The organism is Rhizobium sp. PL01 (assembly GCF_033447125.1).
Classification (GTDB): Bacteria; Pseudomonadota; Alphaproteobacteria; order Rhizobiales; family Rhizobiaceae; genus Pararhizobium.
This window is the reverse complement of the sequence record NZ_JAWQUM010000003.1, coordinates 35,130-56,951: the sequence shown is the minus strand read 5'-3', so window position 1 is coordinate 56,951 and position 21,822 is coordinate 35,130. Positions and strand designations below refer to the sequence as shown.

At 59.5% G+C, this 21,822-nt stretch carries 19 protein-coding genes; 5 read left to right on the top strand and 14 right to left on the bottom strand.

The features are described 5' to 3' along the window. Window positions 1–57 precede the first annotated feature (57 nt). The 5 genes from R6X40_RS07970 to R6X40_RS07950 all read right to left on the bottom strand — a co-directional run bounded on the left by R6X40_RS07970 (window position 58) and on the right by R6X40_RS07950 (window position 5,344). Window positions 58–885: a dipeptide ABC transporter ATP-binding protein gene (locus R6X40_RS07970; RefSeq protein WP_318412461.1), complete on the bottom strand. Its 828-nt coding sequence runs from the start codon at window positions 883–885 to the stop codon at window positions 58–60. Then, window positions 882–1,736: an ABC transporter ATP-binding protein gene (locus R6X40_RS07965; RefSeq protein ID WP_318413222.1), complete on the bottom strand. Its 855-nt coding sequence runs from the start codon at window positions 1,734–1,736 to the stop codon at window positions 882–884. The genes R6X40_RS07970 and R6X40_RS07965 overlap by 4 nt, the downstream gene beginning before the upstream one ends. Next, window positions 1,736–2,629 carry an ABC transporter permease subunit gene (locus tag R6X40_RS07960; RefSeq protein WP_318412460.1) on the bottom strand — a complete coding sequence of 298 codons (894 nt, stop codon included), beginning with the start codon at window positions 2,627–2,629 and terminating at the stop codon, window positions 1,736–1,738. The genes R6X40_RS07965 and R6X40_RS07960 overlap by 1 nt, the downstream gene beginning before the upstream one ends. 9 nt (window positions 2,630–2,638) lie before the next feature. Further along, the gene (locus R6X40_RS07955; RefSeq protein ID WP_318412459.1) at window positions 2,639–3,643 is read right to left on the bottom strand and encodes an ABC transporter permease subunit; all 1,005 of its coding nucleotides are present in this window, start codon (window positions 3,641–3,643) and stop codon (window positions 2,639–2,641) included. 105 nt (window positions 3,644–3,748) lie between these two features. Then, complete coding sequence (locus tag R6X40_RS07950) at window positions 3,749–5,344, bottom strand: ABC transporter substrate-binding protein (protein WP_318412456.1); 1,596 nt, start codon at window positions 5,342–5,344, stop codon at window positions 3,749–3,751. 496 nt (window positions 5,345–5,840) lie between these two features. Between R6X40_RS07950 and R6X40_RS07945 the strand changes: the two genes are divergently transcribed. Next, entirely contained in the window at window positions 5,841–6,551 is a 711-nt protein-coding gene (locus tag R6X40_RS07945) for a helix-turn-helix transcriptional regulator (protein WP_318412454.1), read from the top strand. A gap of 69 nt (window positions 6,552–6,620) precedes the next feature. Beyond that, window positions 6,621–7,007, top strand: a complete 387-nt coding sequence (locus R6X40_RS07940; protein WP_318412453.1) for a response regulator — start codon at window positions 6,621–6,623, stop codon at window positions 7,005–7,007. A 45-nt stretch (window positions 7,008–7,052) separates the two neighbouring features. Here R6X40_RS07940 and rirA read toward each other — a convergent pair whose 3' ends face one another. The 4 genes from rirA to R6X40_RS07920 form a co-directional block, all read right to left on the bottom strand. Beyond that, complete coding sequence (gene rirA, locus R6X40_RS07935; protein ID WP_318413221.1) at window positions 7,053–7,517, bottom strand: iron-responsive transcriptional regulator RirA; 465 nt, start codon at window positions 7,515–7,517, stop codon at window positions 7,053–7,055. Window positions 7,518–7,788: 271 nt separating this feature from the next. Beyond that, window positions 7,789–8,856 (bottom strand): M48 family metallopeptidase, encoded by a 1,068-nt coding sequence (locus R6X40_RS07930; RefSeq protein ID WP_318412451.1) that lies wholly within the window; start codon window positions 8,854–8,856, stop codon window positions 7,789–7,791. Next, the gene (locus R6X40_RS07925; protein ID WP_318412450.1) at window positions 8,846–9,937 is read right to left on the bottom strand and encodes a YjgN family protein; all 1,092 of its coding nucleotides are present in this window, start codon (window positions 9,935–9,937) and stop codon (window positions 8,846–8,848) included. Before R6X40_RS07925 ends, R6X40_RS07930 begins: the two co-directional genes overlap by 11 nt. 181 nt (window positions 9,938–10,118) lie before the next feature. Then, window positions 10,119–11,615, bottom strand: a complete 1,497-nt coding sequence (locus tag R6X40_RS07920) for a CoA-acylating methylmalonate-semialdehyde dehydrogenase (RefSeq protein ID WP_318412448.1) — start codon at window positions 11,613–11,615, stop codon at window positions 10,119–10,121. 123 nt (window positions 11,616–11,738) lie between these two features. On the opposite strand from R6X40_RS07920, the gene R6X40_RS07915 reads away from it, so the two are divergent. Together R6X40_RS07915 and R6X40_RS07910 are read left to right on the top strand one after the other, a co-directional pair. Then, a complete protein-coding gene (locus R6X40_RS07915) occupies window positions 11,739–12,056 on the top strand; it encodes an antibiotic biosynthesis monooxygenase family protein (protein ID WP_318412446.1) in 318 nt (105 codons plus the stop codon). Window positions 12,057–12,066: 10 nt separating this feature from the next. Further along, window positions 12,067–12,948, top strand: coding sequence for a LysR family transcriptional regulator (locus R6X40_RS07910; RefSeq protein ID WP_318412445.1), 882 nt, complete (start codon window positions 12,067–12,069; stop codon window positions 12,946–12,948). 4 nt (window positions 12,949–12,952) lie between these two features. Here the strand turns inward: R6X40_RS07910 and bcsN are convergent, their stop codons facing one another. The 4 genes from bcsN to bcsA are packed head-to-tail and all read right to left on the bottom strand — an operon-like array spanning window position 12,953 to window position 20,613. After that, a complete protein-coding gene (gene bcsN, locus R6X40_RS07905) occupies window positions 12,953–13,894 on the bottom strand; it encodes a cellulose biosynthesis protein BcsN (RefSeq protein WP_318412444.1) in 942 nt (313 codons plus the stop codon). Beyond that, window positions 13,891–15,987, bottom strand: coding sequence for a bacterial transcriptional activator domain-containing protein (locus tag R6X40_RS07900; RefSeq protein ID WP_318412442.1), 2,097 nt, complete (start codon window positions 15,985–15,987; stop codon window positions 13,891–13,893). Before R6X40_RS07900 ends, bcsN begins: the two co-directional genes overlap by 4 nt. Further along, window positions 15,984–18,356 (bottom strand): cellulose biosynthesis cyclic di-GMP-binding regulatory protein BcsB, encoded by a 2,373-nt coding sequence (locus R6X40_RS07895; RefSeq protein WP_318412440.1) that lies wholly within the window; start codon window positions 18,354–18,356, stop codon window positions 15,984–15,986. Before R6X40_RS07895 ends, R6X40_RS07900 begins: the two co-directional genes overlap by 4 nt. After that, window positions 18,349–20,613 (bottom strand): UDP-forming cellulose synthase catalytic subunit, encoded by a 2,265-nt coding sequence (bcsA, locus tag R6X40_RS07890; protein WP_318412438.1) that lies wholly within the window; start codon window positions 20,611–20,613, stop codon window positions 18,349–18,351. The genes R6X40_RS07895 and bcsA overlap by 8 nt, the downstream gene beginning before the upstream one ends. Before the next feature lie 257 nt (window positions 20,614–20,870). On the opposite strand from bcsA, the gene R6X40_RS07885 reads away from it, so the two are divergent. Continuing rightward, a complete protein-coding gene (locus R6X40_RS07885) occupies window positions 20,871–21,032 on the top strand; it encodes a hypothetical protein (protein WP_318412436.1) in 162 nt (53 codons plus the stop codon). Between the two features lie 98 nt (window positions 21,033–21,130). Here R6X40_RS07885 and R6X40_RS07880 read toward each other — a convergent pair whose 3' ends face one another. Beyond that, on the bottom strand, window positions 21,131–21,766 hold the full coding sequence (locus tag R6X40_RS07880; RefSeq protein WP_318412434.1) for a DUF1062 domain-containing protein: 636 nt from the start codon (window positions 21,764–21,766) through the stop codon (window positions 21,131–21,133). Window positions 21,767–21,822: the final 56 nt, after the last annotated feature.

Below are 21,822 nucleotides of genomic sequence, written 5' to 3'. Positions count from 1 at the left end.
CGCAGATTGGCGGTCAGTGGAACCGTCATCACGCGATTGCAGCAACCATCGTTCCGTTCAGGCTGCGTTTTTCTTGGCGAGCCGAGCCTTGATGCTGTCGACATCGGCGCGCGGCGTCGCGGCAAACAGCGTCTTGGTGTAGTTGTGCTTCGGATCGCTGAAGACCTCTTCACGGCTGCCATATTCGACGGCTTCGCCGTAATACATCACCATCACGTCGTCGGCGATGTAACGTACCACCGACAGGTCATGGCTAATGAAGACGTAGGTCAGCTGGAATTCGTCCTGCAGATCGGCGAGCAGGTTGAGAACCTGTGCCTGCACCGACAGATCGAGCGCCGAAACCGGCTCGTCCAGCACCAGAAGCCGCGGGTTGAGCATCAGCGCACGGGCAATCGCCACGCGCTGACGCTGGCCACCCGAGAACATGTGCGGATAGCGGCCGTAGTGCTTTTCCTCAAGCCCGACCTTTTTCAACATGGCCATGGCCTTGTCGCGCCGGTCATCGGCTTTCATGCTGGTGTTGATGATCAACGGCTCGGTGAGGATTTCGCCGATCTTCTTGCGCGGATTCAGCGTACCATAGGGGTTCTGGAAAACGATCTGCACCTTCTGGCGCATTTCCGGCGTCAGCCGTTCCTTGGCGATATCAACCTTTGCGCCATCGATCAGCATGTCGCCCGATGTTGCCGGATCGATCATGGTGACTATACGCGCGAGCGTCGATTTTCCGCAGCCGCTTTCGCCGACGATGGCAAGCGTCTTGCCCTGGTCGACAGCAAAGCTCACGCCTTTGACGGCGTGAACAGTCTTGGCCTTCTTAAAAAAGCTACCCGGGATGTGATAATCACGGGTGAGGTTTCTGGCTTCGAGAACATGGGTCATCGAACAGCTCCTGCAAAGATCTGGTCGTCGCTGAGGAATTCCGCGATCGTCGGCAGCCGGTCGCCGGTGGCGTTGTCCGGAAGTGCCGACAGGAGCGCGCGGGTGTACTCGCTCTTGGGTGATTCAAACAGCGACAGCACGTCGGCCTCCTCGATCTTTCGGCCCTTGTACTGGACAATGACGCGATCGGCGGTTTCCGCCACAACGCCCATGTTATGGGTGATGATGATCAGGCCCATGCCGTGCTCGGCCTGCAGCCGCATCAGGAGATCGAGGATCTGCTTCTGGATGGTCACGTCGAGCGCGGTGGTCGGCTCATCGGCGATCAGCAGTTTCGGATTACACGAGAGCGCAATCGCGATCATCACGCGCTGGCACTGGCCGCCCGACATCTGATGCGGAAAATGCCCGAGGCGTTCGGCAGGATTGGGAATGCCGACCAGTTCGAACAGTTCAATGGCCCGCGCCCGGCGCGCCGCCTTGTCGAGACCGAGGTGAATGCGCAGCACTTCCTCGATCTGGAACCCGACGGTGAAGCACGGATTGAGGCTGGCAACGGGCTCCTGGAAGATCATGGCAATGTCCTTGCCGACGATCTTGCGCCGATCCGACGGCGAGAGGCCGAGCAGATCGATGCCGTTGAACTTCAGCTTGTCGGCGGTGACCTTGGCCGTCCAGGGCAACAGGCCCATGGCAGCCAACATCGACACCGACTTGCCGGAACCGGATTCGCCGACAATCGCCAGCACTTCGCCAGCATTGACCTTCATCGAGACGCCATCGACGGCACGGAAGGGACCGGAAGCCGTCTGGAACTCGACGACAAGATTTTCGATTTCGAAAAGCGACATCATGACCTCTTCAACTTGGGATCAAGCGCATCGCGCAGGCCGTCGCCCATCAGATTGATGGCAATGACGGTGACGAGAATGGCAACACCGGGGAAAGTGACGACCCACCACGCACGCTGGATGAACTCGCGTGCTTCGGCCAGCATCGTGCCCCACTCCGGCGTCGGCGGCTGTGCGCCCATGCCGAGGAAGCCGAGTGCCGCCGCGTCAAGGATTGCTGCCGAGAAGGCAAGCGTCGCCTGGACGATCAGCGGTGCGAGGCAATTGGGCAGGATGGTCAGGAACATCAGGCGCAGAGTGCCGGCACCGGCGACCCTGGACGCAATGACATAGTCCTTGGTCCGCTCCGACATGACGGCCGCGCGCGTCAGCCGCACGAAATGCGGCAGGTTGACGAGCGAGATCGCAATCATCGCGTTGACCAAGCCCGGTCCGAGCACCGCCACCAGCACCAGGGCCAGAAGCAGAGACGGAAAGGCCAGGATGATATCCATGACGCGCATGATGATCGTATCGGTGCGGCCGCGGAAATAGCCGGCGATCAAGCCGACGAGAACGCCGGAGATGACCGAAAGCGTCACGACCACAAGCCCGATGAACAACGAGAAACGGGCACCGTAGATCAGACGGGACAGAATATCGCGGCCGACAGCATCGGTCCCGAGAAGATAGGTCCATTGCCCGCCCTGCGTCCAGCCCGGAGGCAACAGCAGCACATCCCGGTTCTGGACACTTGGGCTATGCGGCGCGACGAACGCTGCAAAAACGGCAACGAACAGGATGATCAGGAAGACAGCAAGCCCCATCACCGCGCCCTTGTTGCGCGAAAAATAGAACCAGAACTCGGCAAAACCGGTCTGTGGCTTGGTAGTTTTGATTTCAGCGACAGCCATCAGACCCTCCTAATGCCGGATACGCGGGTTGATGAAGCCGTAAAGCACATCAACGATGAGGTTGATGATCATGATCATGGCGGCGATCAGCATCAGCCCGCCCTGCACGACCTGATAGTCACGCTTGAACACCGAATCGACCATCCATTTGCCGATACCCGGCCAGGAGAAGATCGTTTCCGTCAGGATCGCGCCGGCCAAAAGCACACCGACCTGCAGGCCGATGGTGGTGATGACCGGAATGAGCGCGTTGCGCAGTGCATGCACACCGATGACCCGGAATGGCGACAGGCCCTTGGAGCGGGCGGTGCGGACATAATCCTCGCCGAGAACTTCCAGCATCGCCGAGCGCGTCTGGCGCGCGATGACTGCCAGCGGGATGGTTGCAAGCACGACGGTCGGCAGGATCAGATAGCTGACCGCTGATTTGAAGGCACCCGCCTGTCCCGAGATCAGACTGTCGATCAGCATGAAACCGGTGACCTGCGGGAAGAAGTACATCATCGAGATGCGCCCCGAGACCGGCGTCCAGCCGAGATAGCCTGAGAAAAAGATGATGAGCAGCAGGCCCCACCAGAAGATCGGCATCGAATAGCCGATAAGGGCGACCCCCATGAGCGACTGGTCGAGCCAGGTCCCCCGTTTCACCGCGGCGATTACGCCAGCCGGAATACCGAGAAACACCGCAACGATGATGGCGCAGAGCGACAGTTCCAGCGTTGCCGGGAAGAGGTTCATGAAATCATCAAGAACCGGCCGCTTGGTGACGATGGACGAACCAAAGTCGCCCGTCACGAGACCGCCGAGATAATCGAAATACTGAACATACATCGGCCGGTCGAGGCCGAGCTGGTGCATGAGTTCGGCATGCCGTTCCGGAGCCATGACCCGCTCACCCGACATCAACATGACCGGATCGCCCGGCAAAAGTCGAATGAAGGAGAACGCGATCAGCGATACCCCGAGGAACGTGGGTATCAGGACGGCAAGACGTCCGAAGATAAAGCGCAACATGGGAGCCAATCCCTTCTTTCTTGTGAAAAACCGACGGCCCGAATGTCTTCGAGCCGCCGGCCATTGCACGCTCTTTGCGGCGTGCCTGTTTTTTCTTAGCCGATCTTATTCGGCGATGTCGACGCCTTCGAAGACGAAGTCACCCAGCGGAGACTGGACGAAGCCAGAGACCTTCTTGCTCATCGGAACGACGGCGAGCGAGTGGTCCAGCGTGTTCCAGGGCGCTTCCTTCTTGAAGACGACCTGCGCTTCTTCATAGAGCTTCGTGCGCTCGGCAACGTCGGACGTTTCCTTCGCCTTCGTTACCAGGTCGTCGAACTCCTTGTTGCACCACTGCGCACGGTTGTTACCGCCGACGGCATCGCAGCCGAGCAGGGTGTCAAGGAAGTTGTCCGGATCGCCATTGTCACCGGTCCAGCCGAGGATGGCCGCACCGTCGCGGTCCTTGGCAGACGAGAGCTTCAGGTATTCGGCCCACTCGTAGGAGACGATTTCGACGGTGACGCCGATCTTGGCAAGGTCAGACTGCATCAGCTCAGCTGCACGGCGGGCGTTCAGCATGTACGGACGCGCGACCGGCATTGCCCAGATCTTCATCTTGAGATCCTTGACGCCAGCGTCTTCAAGCATCTTCTTGGCGACTTCCGGGTCGTACTTGTCGTCTTCGACCTTGTCGTTATACGACCACATTGTCGGCGGGATCGGGTTCTTGGCTACAGTTGCTGCACCCTGGAACACGGCATCGACGATGGCCTGCTTGTTGATCGCCATGTTGAGCGCCTTGCGGACTTCAACCTTGTCGAACGGCGGAACGAGGGTGTTGTAAGCGAGGTAGGACACGTTGAGGCCGGCCTGCTCGGAGATGTGCAGGTTCGGATCGGCTTTCAGTTCGGCAACGTCAGCTGCGTTCGGATAGGACATCAGGTGGCATTCGCCAGCCTTCAGCTTCTGGGCGCGAACGGCGGCATCCGTGGTGATCGCGAACACGAGGTCATCGATCTTCTGCTTGCCACCCCAGTAATCCGGGTTGGCCTTGAAGCGGATGGCAGCATCCGGCTGGTAGGCGACGAACGTGAACGGACCGGTGCCGAGCGGCTGTTGGTTCATCAGTTCCATCTTGCCGTCGGCCTGAAGCTTGTCGGCATATTCCTTCGACAGGATCGAGATGAAAGGCATCCCGAGGTTGGCCAGCAACGGCGCTTCCGGACGCTTCAGCACGATCTTGACCGTCAGGTCGTCGACTTTTTCGACCTTGTCGAGAAGGTCAGGCAGGCCCATGCCAGAGAAGTATTCCCATGACGCACCCGGAACGTACTTGTTCCAGGCATTGTCGGCCTTGTACTGACGCTCGAAGGAGAAGATCACGTCATCGGCGTTCAATTCGCGCGTCGGCGTGAAGTATTCGGTCGTCTGGAACTTTACGCCCGGACGCAGCTTGAAGGTGTATTCCTTGCCATCAGCGGAAATTTCCCAGCTTTCGGCCAGCGCAGGCTCGATTTCCGTCGTGCCGCGCTTGAATTCCACCAGCCGGTTGTAAACCGTGTGCGCGGCGGCATCGAAGGTCTGGCCGCCGGTGTACATGCCGGGGTCGAAGCCTTCCGGCGACGCTTCCGAGCAGTAAACGAAGGTCTTTGACCATGCAGAACCGGCCATCAAAGTGGCGATCGCGGTTGCAGCAAGCAGAGTAGAGAGCTTTTTCATGAATTTGCTTCCCAGCTTTGTTCTTGTTCTCGTATTTTTCTGACGCAGAAGCCGTTGTTTCCGGTCAAGGCCGGATGGAACGACATTTGATCGGGCAATGCAATAAGCGACCCGAAAAATTTGTCCAATTGGAAAATTCTCCCAGACGTGACAAGGCCGGAGGCTATACACGACTTTCTTTTGGCCGCCAGCGCCACTGGCCGAATCGATTTCGTTTTACCGTTAAAGTCAATCCCAAATTGCACCGATAGCGTGGGAAGAGGTGCCGTGGCATAAGGCACTTGCGGGGCGGGGAGGACTGTTCAGCTTTTATCTGCCAGGCGGGGATTAGATGAAAGCGACCATATTCAGTCCTCCCTCTCGCCATTCCCCTCCCGTCCGGCGGCCGGTGTTGTCAAAACTGCCGACAACTCTCCTTTTCCATTCCGATACGGTTGCTTATCGAGAGTCGCACGTTAAAATGGTGGTCGCGGAATACGTGGGGGACGGCCGCGACGTGACGATCGATTTAAAAAACCACCGGCAAAACTATCATGACAGCGATTTGGAGAAAGCTCTCAATCGGGTCGATTTCTTTCGCATTTTCCACACAATGGCGCTCCGCTATGGTTTCGACCATTTCGGAATCCTGCAGCTGGGAAACGAGGGCGATGCCTGCACGCTGACCAACCGGCTGGCTCTGCACGACCTCCCCTCCGGGCTTGCCGACGCCTATGACAAACGCCACCGTTTCGGCGATTCCGCCGTTTTCAAAAGCCTTCACACATCGTCCATCCCATCCACCTGGAAGGCTGACGATCCACACCCCGGCCACAGCGGTAATCTTCTCGGCCAACTCGGCTTCGACATGCTGATGTGCGTGCCGGTCGCGGGCATCAATGGAGCGCGTTATGCGGTGCTGTTCCTCGGCGACGGTGACGATATGGAACGGCAGGCGCATCTCGCACTGTGTTACGATGCCATTTGCGCGTTCGATTATTTTTACAGACTGGTTTTATCCAACAAGGCGGGCCTTGGGCTGACGCCGCGGGAAACGGAAATTCTGCGCTGGATCTCCCATGGCAAGACGGCAAGCGAAATCGCGCTGATCGTCTCCGTCTCGGAACACACGGTCAACTCCCACACGGCAACGATCCTCAAGAAGCTTGACGTCGTCAACAGAACCCAGATGGTGGCGAAAGCGATCCGGGAACAGATCATTCAATAACGCCGGCAGGCGCTCGCGTAATCAGACCCAAGCCGTATTTTAAGCCATTCACCCAAGCGAAATTGCCAGATGACACACCCGATCCATATCCTGCTTGTTGACGACGATCCGGCTGAAAACCTGATCATGCGCGGCGTGATGAATAAGGTATCGAGCGCGGAGATTCATCTGCACTATTGCCAGACGATCGACGCGGCACTGGATTTCATCGCATCCGGAACGCCCGTTTCGATGGTGTTGATGGACAACCGAATGCAGCAATGCGATTTTCGCGAGACAGTGCCAGCGCTGCGCCAACAAGGCTATATCGGTCCGATCGGGGTGTTTTCGTCGTCGCTCGCCGACCCCTACTTCCAGAAATTCGAAGAGTACGGCGCCGATTTCCGCATCGACAAGGGTGAACTCGATCCGACTGCGGTCGAATTTATCCTACGGGAATACGTGACGAGAGCATAGACAACAAAAAGCCCGGGCTAGCCGGGCTTTTTGTTCGTCGAAGTATCAGGCCGCAGCCTTCTTCGGGTGCGTAATCAGGTCGATACCGAGCAGGAAGTTGATTTGCGGCCGGGCTTTTACCAGGTCGTCGATCGAGTATTGCTGCAGGACTTCGAAAAACGCATTCAGCGCCTTGCGCAGAGCCGAGTTCAGGCCGCAGCTATCAACCAAAGGACAATCGATCTCGCCAGCTTCAAAGCATTCCGCCATGGCAAAACTGTCTTCGGTGACCTTTACAATATCGAACAGGCTGATATCGGCCGCGGGCTTCGGCAGGCGCACACCGCCATTGCGGCCACGCACCGTCTCGACGAGCCCCGCCTTGTTGAGCGGCTGAAGGATCTTGAAAAGGAAAAGCTCGGACACACCATAGGCCTTGGCAATTTCCGGAACGCGGCTGAGATGGCCGTCATTGGCCGCGCAATACATCAGCATGCGGACTGCGTAGTTCGTTTGCTTCGTCAGACGCATCATCGACTCCCGGCTTCGATTGTTCGGCGCCCCTGGGTTCGGATGAACCTGTGAGCCCGTAGAGGCACTCAAGATTTCGTGGTCGCACAGTCGATTCGACCGGCGCCCACATTCTGCTTCTCATATAGGACGGATGATAGTTTGGAACAATTCCAAAAAGCAGAAAATCATCGTGAAGCGATCATGATCAGCTTCTTGCGGGCTGTCCACCCTCTAAACGGGAAAAGTGGATGACGCACCTCAAGTTTGAGTGGATTATCGTCGAAATGTGCTAATTTCCGGCCTGTTTCGCGCGCAATTCAGCCTCGTATTCATCGATCGCCTTCCTGCGGTCTGGCGTGCCTGGATGCGTCGACAGGATGTTGGTTTCGGATGTGTCGCCGAGTTTCTTCTCGATGATCTCAAAGAAGCGTGCAATGGCAGTGGGGTCGTAACCGGCTTTTTGCATCGGCTCGACCGAATGCCGGTCGGCGGCCGCTTCTGCATCTCTCGAATAGGAGAGCGCCAGAAGGCCGCCCCCTTGAACAAGCAGATCCTCGACGCTGTCACCGACATCGCCGGCGATCAGCATGATCAGACCGGCCATGCCGGCAGCCCGGTAAATCTGGCGCAGGCTGTGTTCCAGTTCAACATGGCCGATCTCATGTGCCAAAACGCCAATCAGCATCTCGGTATCGCCGTCTGAAAGGTCGACCAGTTCATCGGTGATGATCAGCGTGCCGTCCGGCAGCGCGAATGCGTTCGGGCCAATCGCCCCTCCCTTGCGGAAGTTCAGCGTATAGGCGGACGGGCCGCGGGTGGAATTTTTCGCGATGCGGGCAAAACCATCGGAAATCGCTTGCCGCCTCGCATCGTCCAGCTTGGTATCGCTGAGAACGGTGCGATCCAGCGTTTCCAGCGTACTGATGGACATGAGGCCCGGTACGACCGGCGGGGTGACCGCGACGGCGACCTCCACCATAACCGGCAGAGCATAGCGGTAGACCAGACCGGACAGCAGGAAGACCGCAGCAACAAAGACCAAAAGCCGCGGATGAAACCGCTCCAGGCCGTGAATGAACCCTGCGCGTTTGCGCCCGTTCGCCAGTTGCAGACTGTCGATTGCGGCATTGTCCGTGGTTTCGAACAGCGAGCCATCGGCAAACTCGACCCGTCGCGGGATCGAGCCGACCCGTGGAGAGATGTCGAGCTTTGAAAAGACCGTGGATGCAAGCTCAGTACCGTCTTCCGCAACAGCCCGGATCTGCCCGTCCCTGTCGACCAGACGAGACGGGACCGAGCGGCTGGAATCACGGGGATGCCAATCGCCACGGCAGCCCGGCTTTTCGTCAGAAGCCAAAATCGAAGCCCTCGAACTCCATGAACTCCGCGCCGACTGCAGACCCTTCCTGCTCGACCGTTGCCAGGATTTCTCCGACATCCCCGTCGAAACGGACTGCCGTGTGCTCGTTGGTGTAACGCGCCATGCGAACGGCTGCCCAGGGGCGCATCAGGCCGAGGGTCAGGACGGTCACGGCCACATTCGACAGGGCAATCCAGACATAACGAAACCGCGACAGATCGCTTTTCAGCGCGTGCTTGCCATCAAAACGGGCCGCCGACCACGCGATGTTGCGCACACCGGCTCGATAGAACAGCGCTGCGACGCCGAAGGATAGAAGCACCGCCAGATACGCGACGATGCCAAGAACGAACATCGACGCCTGGAACTCGGGAGGCAGCGTATTGGGATTATCAATGAGTGTAATGATCAGCGACATATTGGCAAAGGCGGCGACCGCGATGATCAACAGGCCGAGGACGACGATCAGCGCCGAAAAGAACCAGGTCTGGTAGATCGTCCCAAGCTTTGGATCGGTCGTAAACGACCGGCCGCCATAGCGCATGTTGTTGCCGAGATAGCGGTACATCCAACGGCTGGCGAGTGGCGCCAGGATGCCGAGCGACAGGACCGCCATGACCGGAGCGGCCATGAAGGCAATAAAGGCGCCGCCCATCTTGCCGACGAAATTGAACCGGACATTGCGATAACTCGTGACGCGGGCGCTGAAGCGCAGGCCACGCATGATCAGCCAGGGAAAGAAGCATAGGGCAACCAAACCTACGATGAGGCCGGCAACTGGCAGAACCGCCAGAATGATATTGTAAACCACGAGACATCCAAGGACGATCAATCGCCCGATGAAGATCTGCTTGCCCTTGGCGTGATATTCGAAGGCGCGGCCGAGCAGCACGGTGTTGCCGTAGAAATAGCGGTTGCGGCGCACCTTTGCCCAAGCCGAATAGATGCCGAGCGTGATGATGGTCAAAAGGATATTGACGATCCAGATGCCGAAATATTCCGCCGCATTTCCGGTAAACGACAGCCGGTGAAAATCCTGCGGTGCCGCCGGCACTGGCGCCGTTTCAATCGTGCTCATAGTCGCCCCTCTGCTCAATCACTGATGCAAATCAACAAACGGCTGAACACCCCCCGATATTCGGCCGATGGCGGGAACATTTAAACGGCTGCCACTGCAGGTCAACCGCACTGGGGTGAGCACAACAAAAAAGGGCCTCCACAAGGAGGCCCAGTCAGGGAGGATCGATGATCTGCCGGGATTATTTCATCGTCGGCATGACGAATTCGGCACCGTCCTTGATACCGGACGGCCAGCGCGAGGTGATGGTCTTGGTCTTGGTCCAGAACCGGATCGAGTCCGTGCCGTGCTGGTTGAGGTCGCCGAAGGACGAGGACTTCCAGCCGCCGAAGGAATGATAGGCCAGCGGAACCGGAATCGGCACGTTGACGCCGACCATGCCGATATTGATGCGCGAAGCGAAATCGCGGGCGGCATCGCCATCACGGGTGTAGATCGCAACGCCGTTACCGTATTCGTGCTTCATCGGCAGATCGAGGGCTTCCTCGTAGGTCTTCGCACGAACAACGGAGAGAACCGGACCGAAGATTTCCTGCTTGTAGATATCCATGTCAGGGGTGACGTTATCGAACAGGCAACCGCCGATGAAATTGCCGTTTTCATAACCCTGAAGCTTGAAATCGCGGCCATCGACGACGAGGTTTGCACCCTCTTCGACACCCTTGTTGATCAGCCCGAGGATGCGCTCCTTGGCTTCCTTGGTAACGACCGGCCCCATGTCGGCCTTTTCGTCGGTATAAGGACCGATACGCAGGCTTTCGACCATCGGGGTCAGCTTTTCGATCAGGCGATCGGCGGTTTCCTTGCCGACCGGAACGGCAACGGAGATTGCCATGCAGCGTTCGCCAGCCGAGCCGTAACCGGCACCCATCAGGGCGTTGGCGGCCTGGTCGAGATCGGCATCCGGCATGATGATCATGTGATTCTTGGCGCCGCCGAAGCACTGGGCGCGCTTGCCGTTCATCGCAGCCGTGCCATAGACGTAGCGGGCAATCGGCGTCGAGCCGACGAAGGAAACGGCGGAGATATCCGGGTGCGTCAGGATCGCATCGACTGCGCCCTTGTCGCCGTTGACGACGTTAAGGATACCGGCCGGCAGACCAGCTTCGATCATCAGTTCGGCCAGACGGATCGGTACGGACGGATCGCGCTCGGACGGCTTGAGAATGAAGGCGTTGCCGCAGGCGATGGCCGGGGCAAACATCCACATCGGGATCATGGCCGGGAAGTTGAAAGGGGTGATACCGGCGCCGATACCGACAGCCTGGCGGATCGAATACATGTCGATGTTCGGGCCAGCACCTTCGGTGAACTCGCTCTTCGACAGATGCGGAATGCCGATGACGAATTCACAAACTTCGAGGCCACGGATGACGTCGCCCTTGGCATCTTCAATGGTCTTGCCATGTTCGCGCGACAGCAATTCAGCCAATTCATCCATGTTGTCGTTCAGGAGCTGGACGAACTTCATGAAGACGCGGGCGCGGCGCTGCGGGTTGGTGGCAGCCCATTTCGGCTGCGCAGCCTTGGCGTTCTGTACCGCTGCATCCATTTCCGCGTCGCTGGCCAGCGCCACGGTGGCCTGAACTTCGCCGGTTGCCGGATTAAAGACATTGCTTGTGCGTCCGCTGGTGCCCGCAACGCGCTTGCCGCCAATGAAATGACCAATCTCGTACATGGGTGATCCTCCTGATCTTGATTATGGCGGGAGTGTCGCACTACAATATGCACAAATCAACGCGCGATATTCAGCAACCGTTGTGCAAAAATTGATGTAACCATGCCCTCATGGAGGTCTCCGATGAATACCGGTTCCGAGAAGATTGTCAGGATGGCGGAGCTGGAAATCGATCCGGCACAGCTTGAGGAGTATATCGCTCTCCTGACCGAAGAAATCGAAACCTCCGTTGCAAAGGAGCCAGGCGTGCTGATGCTGCATGCCGTCTCAATCAAGGATGCGCCGGAGAAGGTGCGAATCCTTGAAGTTTATGCCAGCAGGCAGGCTTACGAAGCCCATATCCAGACCCCGCATTTCCTCAAATACAAGACGCTGACCACCGGCATGGTGCGGTCGCTCAACCTTGTCGATGTCGATCCCATCGCGCTTTCGGCCAAATGAGGATTACGCGATGAACTGGGATGACGTCCGCATGTTCCTGGCGGTCGCCCGCAGCGGCCAGATCCTCTCGGCCTCCAAACGGCTGGGCGTCAACCATGCGACGTTGAGCAGGCGCGTCACGGCGCTGGAGGAAGCGCTGAAGACCCGGCTTTTGATCCGGCGCACCAATGGCTGCGACCTGACGGCGGAAGGCGAAATCTTCCTGCATGCCGCCGAGCGGATGGAAACCGAGATGCTGGCGGCACAGGCGCAGATCGGCCGGATCGACACAGCGGTCGCAGGCACCGTCCGGGTCGGCGCGCCGGATGGTTTTGGCGTCTCGTTCCTTGCCCCGCGTCTCGGCAGACTGACGGCCAGGTTTCCGGAACTGCGCATCCAGCTGGTGCCGGTTCCCCGCTCCTTTTCACTATCGCAACGCGAGGCTGATATCGCCATCACGCTGGAGCGTCCCGAACAGGGCCGGCTGATATCGTCGAAACTGACCGATTACACACTCGGGCTCTACGCCTCGCAGGAGTATCTGTCGTCCTACGGTGCGCCGGAAACCGTCGATGATCTGAAGAACCATCGCCGCATCGGCTATGTCGAAGACCTGATCTTCACCGCCTCGCTGAATTTTACCGGTGAGGTGATGCGAAGCTGGGACGCGTCCTTCGAGATTTCCAGTGCCACCGGCCAGACTGAAGCCGTGCGCTCAAGTGCCGGGGTCGGCATCCTGCACAATTACATCGCCCGGCAATATCCCGAGTTGATCCGCATCCTGCCGGAAACCACCATCCGGCGAGGCTACTGGACCACCTATCACGAAAGCGCCCGCGAACTCGTCCGTGTCCGCACTGTTGTCGATTTCCTTCAGGAACTGGTGACGGAGGAACACGGCATTTTCATCTGAATGTCTATTGCACCAAGTGTGCAACGGCGGCCGGAAGCGGAACGAGAGATGGCTTCAGCGCCACTTTTGAAACGTCCTGCTGCACAACGGCCGGCGGCACGTCCACTGCAGCCATCGCAGCCGCATCTCCCGGCATCGGCACTTTGACGGCGTTGACGATCGCTTTTTCGGCCTTCCCGGCCGGTTCGACCGTTGCCGTTTCCACCGGTGCCTCTTCGGCCACGGCATGCCGCTTGACCCGGCGCACCGGCGCCGCAACGGCGGTCTCAGCCTGCTTTTCGATGAACGGCACCGGCGCAAACGCACTCGCTGGTGCCATAGAGCCGAACGCCTGGATATTCTGAGACGAAGCCGGATTGAGGCGCAGCCCCTGCATCAATGCGACGATCCGGTCGGCCGCAATCGTCGGGCTGCAATAGCGCATGCGGATTTGCGCTGCGCCGCCGGTCGTGGCCCCACCGTCATAGGGCCTGATGTTCTTTGCAAACTGCCATGCGTAGATGCAACTGCCGCCCTTTCCGATGGTGCCTGTCGCGTAGCCGAAGACGCCATAGGCGTTATCGGCAATCACCGGGCTGATCTGCATTTTCACACCGGCCAGGGCGCTTCGCATCTCGGCTGCGACCTGCGACCGCGACGGCGCGCCATTGCTGCGCGTGATCTTTGCAGACGGGTCGATCGTCACGTTCAGAATGTTCTCGCCCGCAAGGTCGGTCGCATTGGCGTAGACGATCGTCTGCTCGATTTTCCCCTTGGCTCCCGTCTGCCTAACTGTCGTCGCAGGCAACCCAGGAAGGGCTGCGACTGCGTATTCGGGAGAAACCGTCGTTGCAAGCGATGGCCAATTGCCCTCGACAGCACCTGTGCGCAGGAAGGGGTCATCAACCACCGACGTGCATGACGCAAGCATAGAGACCAGGGCAATTGCTGGAAAAACTGTTTTCATCGGCGTGTGTCCGTCTGGCTCGTGGCGACAAGGCCGCGTCTCACGCCGGCATCCGACAGGTGATCGTTGAGACGCTGGAAGACCTGTTTGGCAACCTGCTTGTTTCCGAGATGGTAATAGGCCCAGCCGCGCAACTGGCTGAGATCGGCAGGCTCCGCCACGAGGCTCGCCCGCGCATTCAACGCATCGAGCGTCTTTTGGTATTGCTTGCGGTCGAACGTCGCCCGGGCACGCTGGAAGTAGATTTCCACGCGGATTTCCCGGTCGCGTTCGGCGCTGAGCGGGTAGGCTCTGATGATCGCTTCGGCATCATCTGTCAGGCGCCCGCGCAAAAGAGTGAGTGCCGTGCCATAGGCAGCGTCGGCCCGCACCTGCCCGCCGGCCGCAAGACCGTCCGCAAAGGCTGCGCGCGCTTCCGCAAGGCGGCCAAGGCCGAGATAGCACCAGCCGCCGATCTGGGCCGCGTCCGGCGACAGCTGGCCCCGGTTGCGCAGGTCGGTGAGATCATTGATGCAGGCGGCGTAACGCTTGGCCTGGAAATTGCGGAAATAGTTGGCCTGGATGGCGCCGCGCGGCTTGATCACCGGAGCGGCGGCCCTGCCCTTCGGCGGCGATGCGACGAGGATCTCCTGCCAGATATCCGGGTAGGTTACGCCATATTTTTCCTGTAGCGCGGCATATTCCGGCTTTTGTGATAGCCGCAGGTAAGAGAGGGCCAGACCCTTGACCCGTATCGGTGCAACCTTCCAGTCCACCGCCTTCTGGAACCAGGCGGAAGATGCCTCGTACTGCTTGGAATTATAGGCGTACCAGGCAAGAATTTCGGCGTGATCGGCATTCAGCGTCTGCAGGATGGTCGTCGAATAGGACGCAACGATCTTTTCGTCGATGACGGCCATGTCGGGCTTGGCAAAGCGCAGCGATAGTGCGTTCATCAGGAATTCCGGATCGCTGGACAAATCCTGCAGATAGGTGGTCGCCACCTTGTAGGCTTCTTCTTCGAGATTTTGAGCCGCAAGGCTGAGATACAGCCCCTTGGCATTGGAAGCATCCGCCTGGATCGCCAGCGCCTTGCCGAACCACAGTGCACTGACGGCCGGCTGCTTGACCTTCAGGTAATACCAGCCAAGCAACGCCATATCCCCGGCCTTCGGCGGCACGGCTGCTTTGAGCGGCTCAAGCTGATCGTCGGACAGAGGTGTTGTCTGCTTCTCATCGGCGTTGAAATCGGCGACCGTCTTGCGCATCAGATCGAAAGCCACCGGCTGCAGGCCCGCCTGCATCGCCGGTGTCACGGCGAGTTTCTGCATCACTGTCTGGACTTCTGCGGCCGGAAAATCCCCGATGGCCTTCTGCAGCGTCGTCACCAGCACCGCGTCCGGCAGACGCTTGTCGCCTTCACGCAGGAGGATACCGCGGTAAACGTCCGCCAAAGGCTGTTTCATCCCCGCCTGCGAGTAGGCGTCGATCAGCGTCCAAAGCAGATCCACCTCTGTTTCCGTTGTTGGATCGATGCTGGCGCCGGCCTGGATGACATCCGTCCAGTTGTTGTCCTTTGCCGCTTCCGTCATCAGCACGCGCTGTTTGCGGCGTGCCAGCTTCTCCGTGAAATCGGCTGTCGGCGACCATTCCGGCGCCTCGCTCTTGCGGCGGATGATCTCGGCGTCGATGCCGGTGAAGTCGCTGCGATCATAGAGCTGCCAGAGCACGGTCTCATCGACGCCGCGGGCCGCCTGCTGCAAGTAGAGGTCCTGCGGCATTTCGAATTGCGGGAATTTCAACCTGAGACGTGCAGCCTCAGCGGCGACGCGCCCGTCCTGTTTCTGCTCGGCATAATAATAGAGTGCCGCCATCTCCACGTCATCGGGCTGGTTCACCGCCGCCTGCGACGTCCTTGCAGATTGCCCCATGCCAGCAGCTGCCACAGGTTCAATCTGCCCGTCCGCGGCCGATGTCATCGCCTCATCGATGATGCGGAAGGAACCGGCCGCCTGCGTCAGCAGTTTTGCCGAATCCTCGGAGAACGCCGTTACCGGCAAAAAGAGACTCGATGCTGCCAGAAGAGCGACCCAATGTTTTTTCAAGACGATCATTGATCCGACCTCACACCCTTGCGCGGAATGGCAAGCCCGAGCCACACGGCGAAGACGCCCATCAACCCGACGATGAGCAGAACGTAGAACTGGAAATTATCCGAGAACCATGCGGCCGCTAAGCGACGCAGGTTGCTGGGGCTCTCGTCGGTCATCCCGGCGATGAAATGCGATCCGGCCGGCATCGTGTTGACGGCCAGGCTCGCAGTCTCGATCTCCGCCGAACCGCCATTCAGACCCTGCCAGACGGCCGGTTCGACAAGCCGGCGAACGCCCAGTGCGATATCGGCGGGCGATCCGGCATGGACGACAGTCCAGACCGCATTGCCGGAAGGCGACGGGGTCTGCGTCAAGGTCAGGAGCGAGTGTCCCGGCTTGAGCATAGGGGTGGAAGCAGAACCGTCCTGGTAGCTCAACCATTTGCCGAAACGCGCGCCCGCTCCTGAGAACCAGCTGTGCATTTTCGATGGGAAGGACAGCGTATCCTCAGGCCGCGTGGTCGACTTGCGGAACGCATCCAGCAACGCGGTTGAATCCTCGTCATTGTTCAGCGCCGGGCTGGCCGCGAAAACGCTGCCGCCAATGGTTGCCGTCCTGATGGGATCAACATCCGCAACGGATGCGGCCATCGGCTGGAATGCACCGGTAGGGAAGCCACCCTTGCCGGCCGCGCCAAGATCGGCGAAGGCATTCTGCGTGGTAATCACCAGCGCATTGCGATCGCTGGAGGGATTGGCGGCGCCGAGCCGGATATCGGCGTTCAACGGATTGCGGGCAGCAAGCGCCAAGCGCGACAGCATGGTGAGGGCAGCACCGGCAGACTGCGCATCCGGACGCTCGATAAAGATATCGAATGGCCTGCCGTCGGCATAGGGATAGGCCGTGCCGGCAAATGCACCGATGTCAGGAAGACGGCCGATCCGGGCGAGCGCCGGGATCTCGATCTTGGTGTCCTTCAGGAGAATGAACCGCGGCGTGGCGTCGGCGCGTGCCTCAGGCGCACAGGTTTCGTCGGCCTCGACAGGTAGTTCAGCCAGAAGCTCGACCTTGTTGTTGCCCGGACGGAATGCCCGCAGCGGCAGCTCGATCAGCTTGCCGTCGAACTGTTCGCCAGCACTGTTGCGGAAGGGGTAACTGGTGACGACACGGTCGTTGACCCGCACGAGAAACTGCGCCGTGCGCTTCAGGCCCGGCGACGTGGCGGCACTCAGCTTCAGGCCAATCGTCGCATAGTCGGCCGGGTAGAAATCCGCTGGCATGACCATGTTGAAACCGGTGCGCGACAGGCGACCGGAAAAGACCCGGCTTTCAAAGCCGGTATCGGCCAGCGTGTAGGTCGTCGAGGCATCGGCGATGATCGTTCCCGACCGGTTGGAGAAGACACCGCTATCGAGGCTTCCCTTCAGCGGTCCCTGAATGGCTTGCAGCAACTGGCTGCTCATATCGGCGCGGGTAGCCCCCCGCAAACTGACATCGGCGCGGCCATCGCTGCCGCCATTGCGCACAGAAAGACCGTAAGGCGCTGCCGCCTGTCCATCAGCGCCGCGCGCCTGCGCCCGCGTCTTGTCCGTCGAGACATAGAGATCGATACCCGGACCTGTGCCAGGCTTTTCGCCAACGGTGATAGCGACGTCGTCCCTGTTCAGAAACAGCGCCAGCGTCTGCAGAGCCGGAGCTGCGTCATTCAGCATTTCGGCGGTCGCCGCCTGTGGCAGGATCAGCCGGATATCGGTAACATTGGCGTCAGTGCGCACAACGGTCAGCAGATCGTCGAAGGATTGAAAGCCATGATGCCGGGTGGCGGCAAAGCCGCTGGCCGACGGATCGAGCTCGCTCCACAGCTCATAGGTCGCCTCCAGCGAGCAATCGACGCGATGGAACTGGCGAGCCCGGAGAACCACCTGATTGCGGCCAGGCTTCAGAAAATCGGCTCCGATCGGCAGCGCTTCGCTCTTGAAGCCGTTTGGCGAGGCGATGCGGAATGTTCCCGCCGCCTTGCCATTGACCTCTATATCCATGACGGATGTGTCCGGCAGGACGGAGACGGCATTGCGATAGGCAAGTGTCAGCTGTCCGCCATCTGCCGCCTGATCGGCAGCGAGATTGAAACTCAACCGTGCAACGGCATCCTCGCCGGCCAGGTGATAGACAGGCAATGCCTGTTCGAACGGCACCAGGCCGCTGACCTTGGCGACGACGGCTTCAACCGGTGCCGGACGGGTCGACAGAATGCTCTCGCTGTCGCCAGGCAACGTGCGAAGGGCCGACGGTGCGGCATCCAGCAGGCTCTGCGCGGACAGCGGCAGCGTCTGTGCCATGATGAGGGCGAGCGACAGGCTGGCCGCCCGCGTGCGAAAAAGCTTAGCCATAGAGCTGCTCTCCCTTGAGAACCGGGGCATGTTCGGCTGCTTTCACAGGCAAAGGCACCTGGGCGATCTTGTTGTCATTCAACACCATTGGCGCGTCCTCGAAGGACTGGACGACACTCTCGCGGATCAAACCCGCGCTGTAGCGGATGGCCCGCAACGATTCCGTCAGACTCCAGAGCGCAAACCGGCTGGTGCCCCAGAAAAAGTTTTTCCGGGTCTGGCGGCGCTCGAGGCGATCCTGCAGCACGGACTGGTCGGAATACATCAGCTCGGCAATCGCCATCACCGTTTCCGGCGTACGCTCGGAATAGGCAAAGCCGCAGATCGCAGTCTGGTCGAGCATGCGCCGCGAACGATAGACCACATTGAAGGTGATCGTCTGGCCACCGCGCCGCACTTCGACCTTGGCGGTCGTCGGATTGATGAGGTCAAGCTTCGGTTCCTTGTCGACGAATTCGATCGACACGCCGCCGCTGGAGGCATCCTGAACGATGACATGGTGGATGACATCGTCGACATGCATCAGCGCATGGCGTTTGACCGGCAGACGCTGATTGCGGCGCAGTTCGCGGCGCTCGGCGATGGCGCCGAGGGCTGCACCGGCGAGACCGAGATTGATCAGGTTCCACATGGCGACGATCAACAGCAGTTCGCTGGCGACCGGCTCGGTCAGCACGCGGTATCCCGAATAGAGAGCGGCGGCGAGCAGCAGGAAGAAGATGACGAAGTATGGCGTTGCCAGCGGCGACAGCTTGCTCTTGTCCAGCGTCTGGCCCTTGGCGGTCACATTGAAGGTCGGCTTGCGCGGATTGCGCACGACGCTGACGATGCTGCCGAACAGGAAGACGGCCTGGACATATTCATAAAGCTCGGAAATCCACGGCCAGCGGACACGGCCATAGAGGTAGCTCTGCATGGCGAACGAGCTGATCAGATAGGTAACAGCGTAAGAGGCGAACTCGAGGATGTTGGCCTTGTAGATTTCCAGCGAGAAGAAAATGTAGAGCAGCGGCGAGAACATGAAGGCCAGCCGCGACAGCGGGAACAGCCAGAACATGTTGATGCCGGCGTAGCAGATGCGCTGAGGGATCGAGAGGCCCTTGGCCAGGAACGGCCGCTTGAGAATGAGGATCTGCAGCATGCCCTGGCACCAGCGGGCGCGCTGGCCGATGAACGAGACAAAAGTCTCCGGCTGCAGGCCGGCGATCAAAGGCTTATCGACATAGACCGAGTGCCAGCCCTGACAATGCAGCGACAGCGCCGTTTCGCAATCCTCAGTGATCGACTGGCCGGAAAAACCGTCTGTCGTCATCAGGGCCGAGCGGCGCAACACGGCAGCCGAGCCGCAAAAGAACGACGCATTCCACTTGTCGAGCCCGCGCTGCAGGATCGAATAGAACATCTCGTTTTCCGACGGCATGCGGGCAAAGGTCTGAAGGTTCTTTTCCAGCGGATCCGGATTGAGGAAATAGTGCGGCGTCTGGACGAGGAAGAGTTTTTCGTCATCCTTGAAGAAGCCGACCGTCTCGCGCAGGAAGTCGCGCACCGGTGCGTGGTCGGCATCGAACACGACGACCAGTTCGCCCTTGGAAACCTTCAGCCCATCATTAAGATTGCCGGCCTTGGCGTGGTCGTTCTGCTTGCGGGTGTGATAGTGCACGCCCATGGCAGCGCACAGTGCCTTCAGCTGCTCATGGCGGCGGATGGCTGCGACCGAGACATGCGGGTTCTTGTGGTTGCGCTTGGCATCCGTGCCGCCATCATCGAGCAGATAGATGTTCAGCTTGTCCTTCGGATAGGCCATCGACTTGGCTGCGGCCAGCGTCACAGCCAGCAGTTCTGCGTCTTCATTGTAGCTCGGAATGAAGACGTCCACCGTCGGCAGATCGGCTGTAGCCCCCATGTCCGGCGTCTTCCGCTTGATGGGGTCGATGACCATGAAGAAGCTGATCGCCAGCATCGCAAGGCAATACATCTCGGCGAGATACAGCAGGAAACCCGGAATGAAATTGAGCGGCTCGGTAATGTCAGGCAGCGTCTCGGTCGTGCGCCAGAAACCGTAGCGCAGAGCAATGATGCCGGCAAAAACGAGCGTGATCACGCGGAAGGTGCTGTTGTCGGGACGCGTCATCCCGATGAACATGATGCCCAGAACAGCAAAGCTGAGCATGAGCTGCGCCTGGAGACTCATCGGTAGCAAAATAAGAGACAAGCCGAGTGCCCCGGCCGGTATAGCCAGATATTTTCCGCACGTCATGTGCCACCAACCCCATCGTCATTTTCAGCGGCGCATCATGCGTGCCGGTTCTACATCGAACAGCCGGAACCTAATCGGCGAAGGGTCAATAGAATCCTAATTTACGGAAAGATGGCCGGAAAGGACACAGGACGAGGTTAACACGAAGTTTACGGCGCGCGCCAAGATATGAGGGGGCGACCCCGGGAACCTTTTACGGGAACCAGAACGGCGTCATCGCGTTGGTCTTCCAGCATCTTCCAGCAAAGGAGACAACAATGACGCTTCCCGCCGACCCCATCCCCGGCCCGCCAATCAAGCAAACAGTCCCCGTCCAGGAGCCGGAGCCCGACCGGCTGCCGGACGAGGAACCCTTGCCCAATCCCGACGAAAACCCGGAGCCGCCGCAGCAGGTGGGGTCGGATTCAATGTCCGGCTGAAAAGCAAGCCATCAAACGCACCGAATTTCGACAGCCCCCGGGGAGACGGACCACAAAGACCCGGAAATTTGGGCCGTTGTTGCCCGTCTCCCTGCCGGTTACGACAGATGACGGATGGCTGCCAGTTTCCACGATGGCTCCCGGTCAGTCTCTGCCGTGAGATCGAACAGGACATGCGCACCATTCCTGACGCGCCGCCGCAGAGCGCCATCACGGTCCGCACCAACCTGAAGGGCACCTCGGTCGTTGAGCGCTTGCAACCGGGAACGCGAGATTTTCAGCTCTGACGCCAGCAGGCGGTCAAGGCGCATGCTGATGGCAAACGGAACGCGCAGTTCGATGTCCAGTTTCGTCCAGTTTGGCGGGTCATGCAGCAGCTCCTTGCCGATTTCGAACGCGCTGAATTCATCGACGCGCTGCGACTTGCGCTTCAAAGCTTCGAGGTTGAAGGATTCGGCCCGGATCCAATGCGGATCGTTGGACTGCAGCGCTTCCAGCACGGCGGGATCGATGCCGCGGACAGCCCGGCGCTCGAAGATCGGCCGGTTCCATGTCTTCTCGCAGCTCGCGCATTTGTAAATGAGCCACGCATCGAGTTTCCGGCCATTGGCGTTCAACCGGATCTTGCCGCTGCATTGGAAGGCTCTCGGACCACCGCATCCGCTGCAGGCGATCCAGGGTTGAGGGGATTGCTGGGGAATAATGGTCCACCGGACCCGGAGTGTATTGCACATATCGTCTTGGTCTTCCGTTCGGAAGTCCACCAAGATGGTGCAGGAGAAAACCCATG

What these genes read in the sequence shown, in the direction of transcription:
- R6X40_RS07970 (WP_318412461.1), bottom strand. Translation starts at nt 885, where the DNA reads ATGACCCATGTTCTCGAAGCCAGAAACCTCACCCGTGATTATCACATC.
- R6X40_RS07965 (WP_318413222.1), bottom strand. Translation starts at nt 1,736, where the DNA reads ATGTCGCTTTTCGAAATCGAAAATCTTGTCGTCGAGTTCCAGACGGCT.
- R6X40_RS07960 (WP_318412460.1), bottom strand. Translation starts at nt 2,629, where the DNA reads ATGGCTGTCGCTGAAATCAAAACTACCAAGCCACAGACCGGTTTTGCC.
- R6X40_RS07955 (WP_318412459.1), bottom strand. Translation starts at nt 3,643, where the DNA reads ATGTTGCGCTTTATCTTCGGACGTCTTGCCGTCCTGATACCCACGTTC.
- R6X40_RS07950 (WP_318412456.1), bottom strand. Translation starts at nt 5,344, where the DNA reads ATGAAAAAGCTCTCTACTCTGCTTGCTGCAACCGCGATCGCCACTTTG.
- R6X40_RS07940 (WP_318412453.1), top strand. Translation starts at nt 6,621, where the DNA reads ATGACACACCCGATCCATATCCTGCTTGTTGACGACGATCCGGCTGAA.
- rirA (WP_318413221.1), bottom strand. Translation starts at nt 7,517, where the DNA reads ATGCGTCTGACGAAGCAAACGAACTACGCAGTCCGCATGCTGATGTAT.
- R6X40_RS07925 (WP_318412450.1), bottom strand. Translation starts at nt 9,937, where the DNA reads ATGAGCACGATTGAAACGGCGCCAGTGCCGGCGGCACCGCAGGATTTT.
- R6X40_RS07920 (WP_318412448.1), bottom strand. Translation starts at nt 11,615, where the DNA reads ATGTACGAGATTGGTCATTTCATTGGCGGCAAGCGCGTTGCGGGCACC.
- R6X40_RS07915 (WP_318412446.1), top strand. Translation starts at nt 11,739, where the DNA reads ATGAATACCGGTTCCGAGAAGATTGTCAGGATGGCGGAGCTGGAAATC.
- R6X40_RS07910 (WP_318412445.1), top strand. Translation starts at nt 12,067, where the DNA reads ATGAACTGGGATGACGTCCGCATGTTCCTGGCGGTCGCCCGCAGCGGC.
- bcsN (WP_318412444.1), bottom strand. Translation starts at nt 13,894, where the DNA reads ATGAAAACAGTTTTTCCAGCAATTGCCCTGGTCTCTATGCTTGCGTCA.
- R6X40_RS07900 (WP_318412442.1), bottom strand. Translation starts at nt 15,987, where the DNA reads ATGATCGTCTTGAAAAAACATTGGGTCGCTCTTCTGGCAGCATCGAGT.
- R6X40_RS07895 (WP_318412440.1), bottom strand. Translation starts at nt 18,356, where the DNA reads ATGGCTAAGCTTTTTCGCACGCGGGCGGCCAGCCTGTCGCTCGCCCTC.
- bcsA (WP_318412438.1), bottom strand. Translation starts at nt 20,613, where the DNA reads ATGACGTGCGGAAAATATCTGGCTATACCGGCCGGGGCACTCGGCTTG.
- R6X40_RS07885 (WP_318412436.1), top strand. Translation starts at nt 20,871, where the DNA reads ATGACGCTTCCCGCCGACCCCATCCCCGGCCCGCCAATCAAGCAAACA.
- R6X40_RS07880 (WP_318412434.1), bottom strand. Translation starts at nt 21,766, where the DNA reads ATGTGCAATACACTCCGGGTCCGGTGGACCATTATTCCCCAGCAATCC.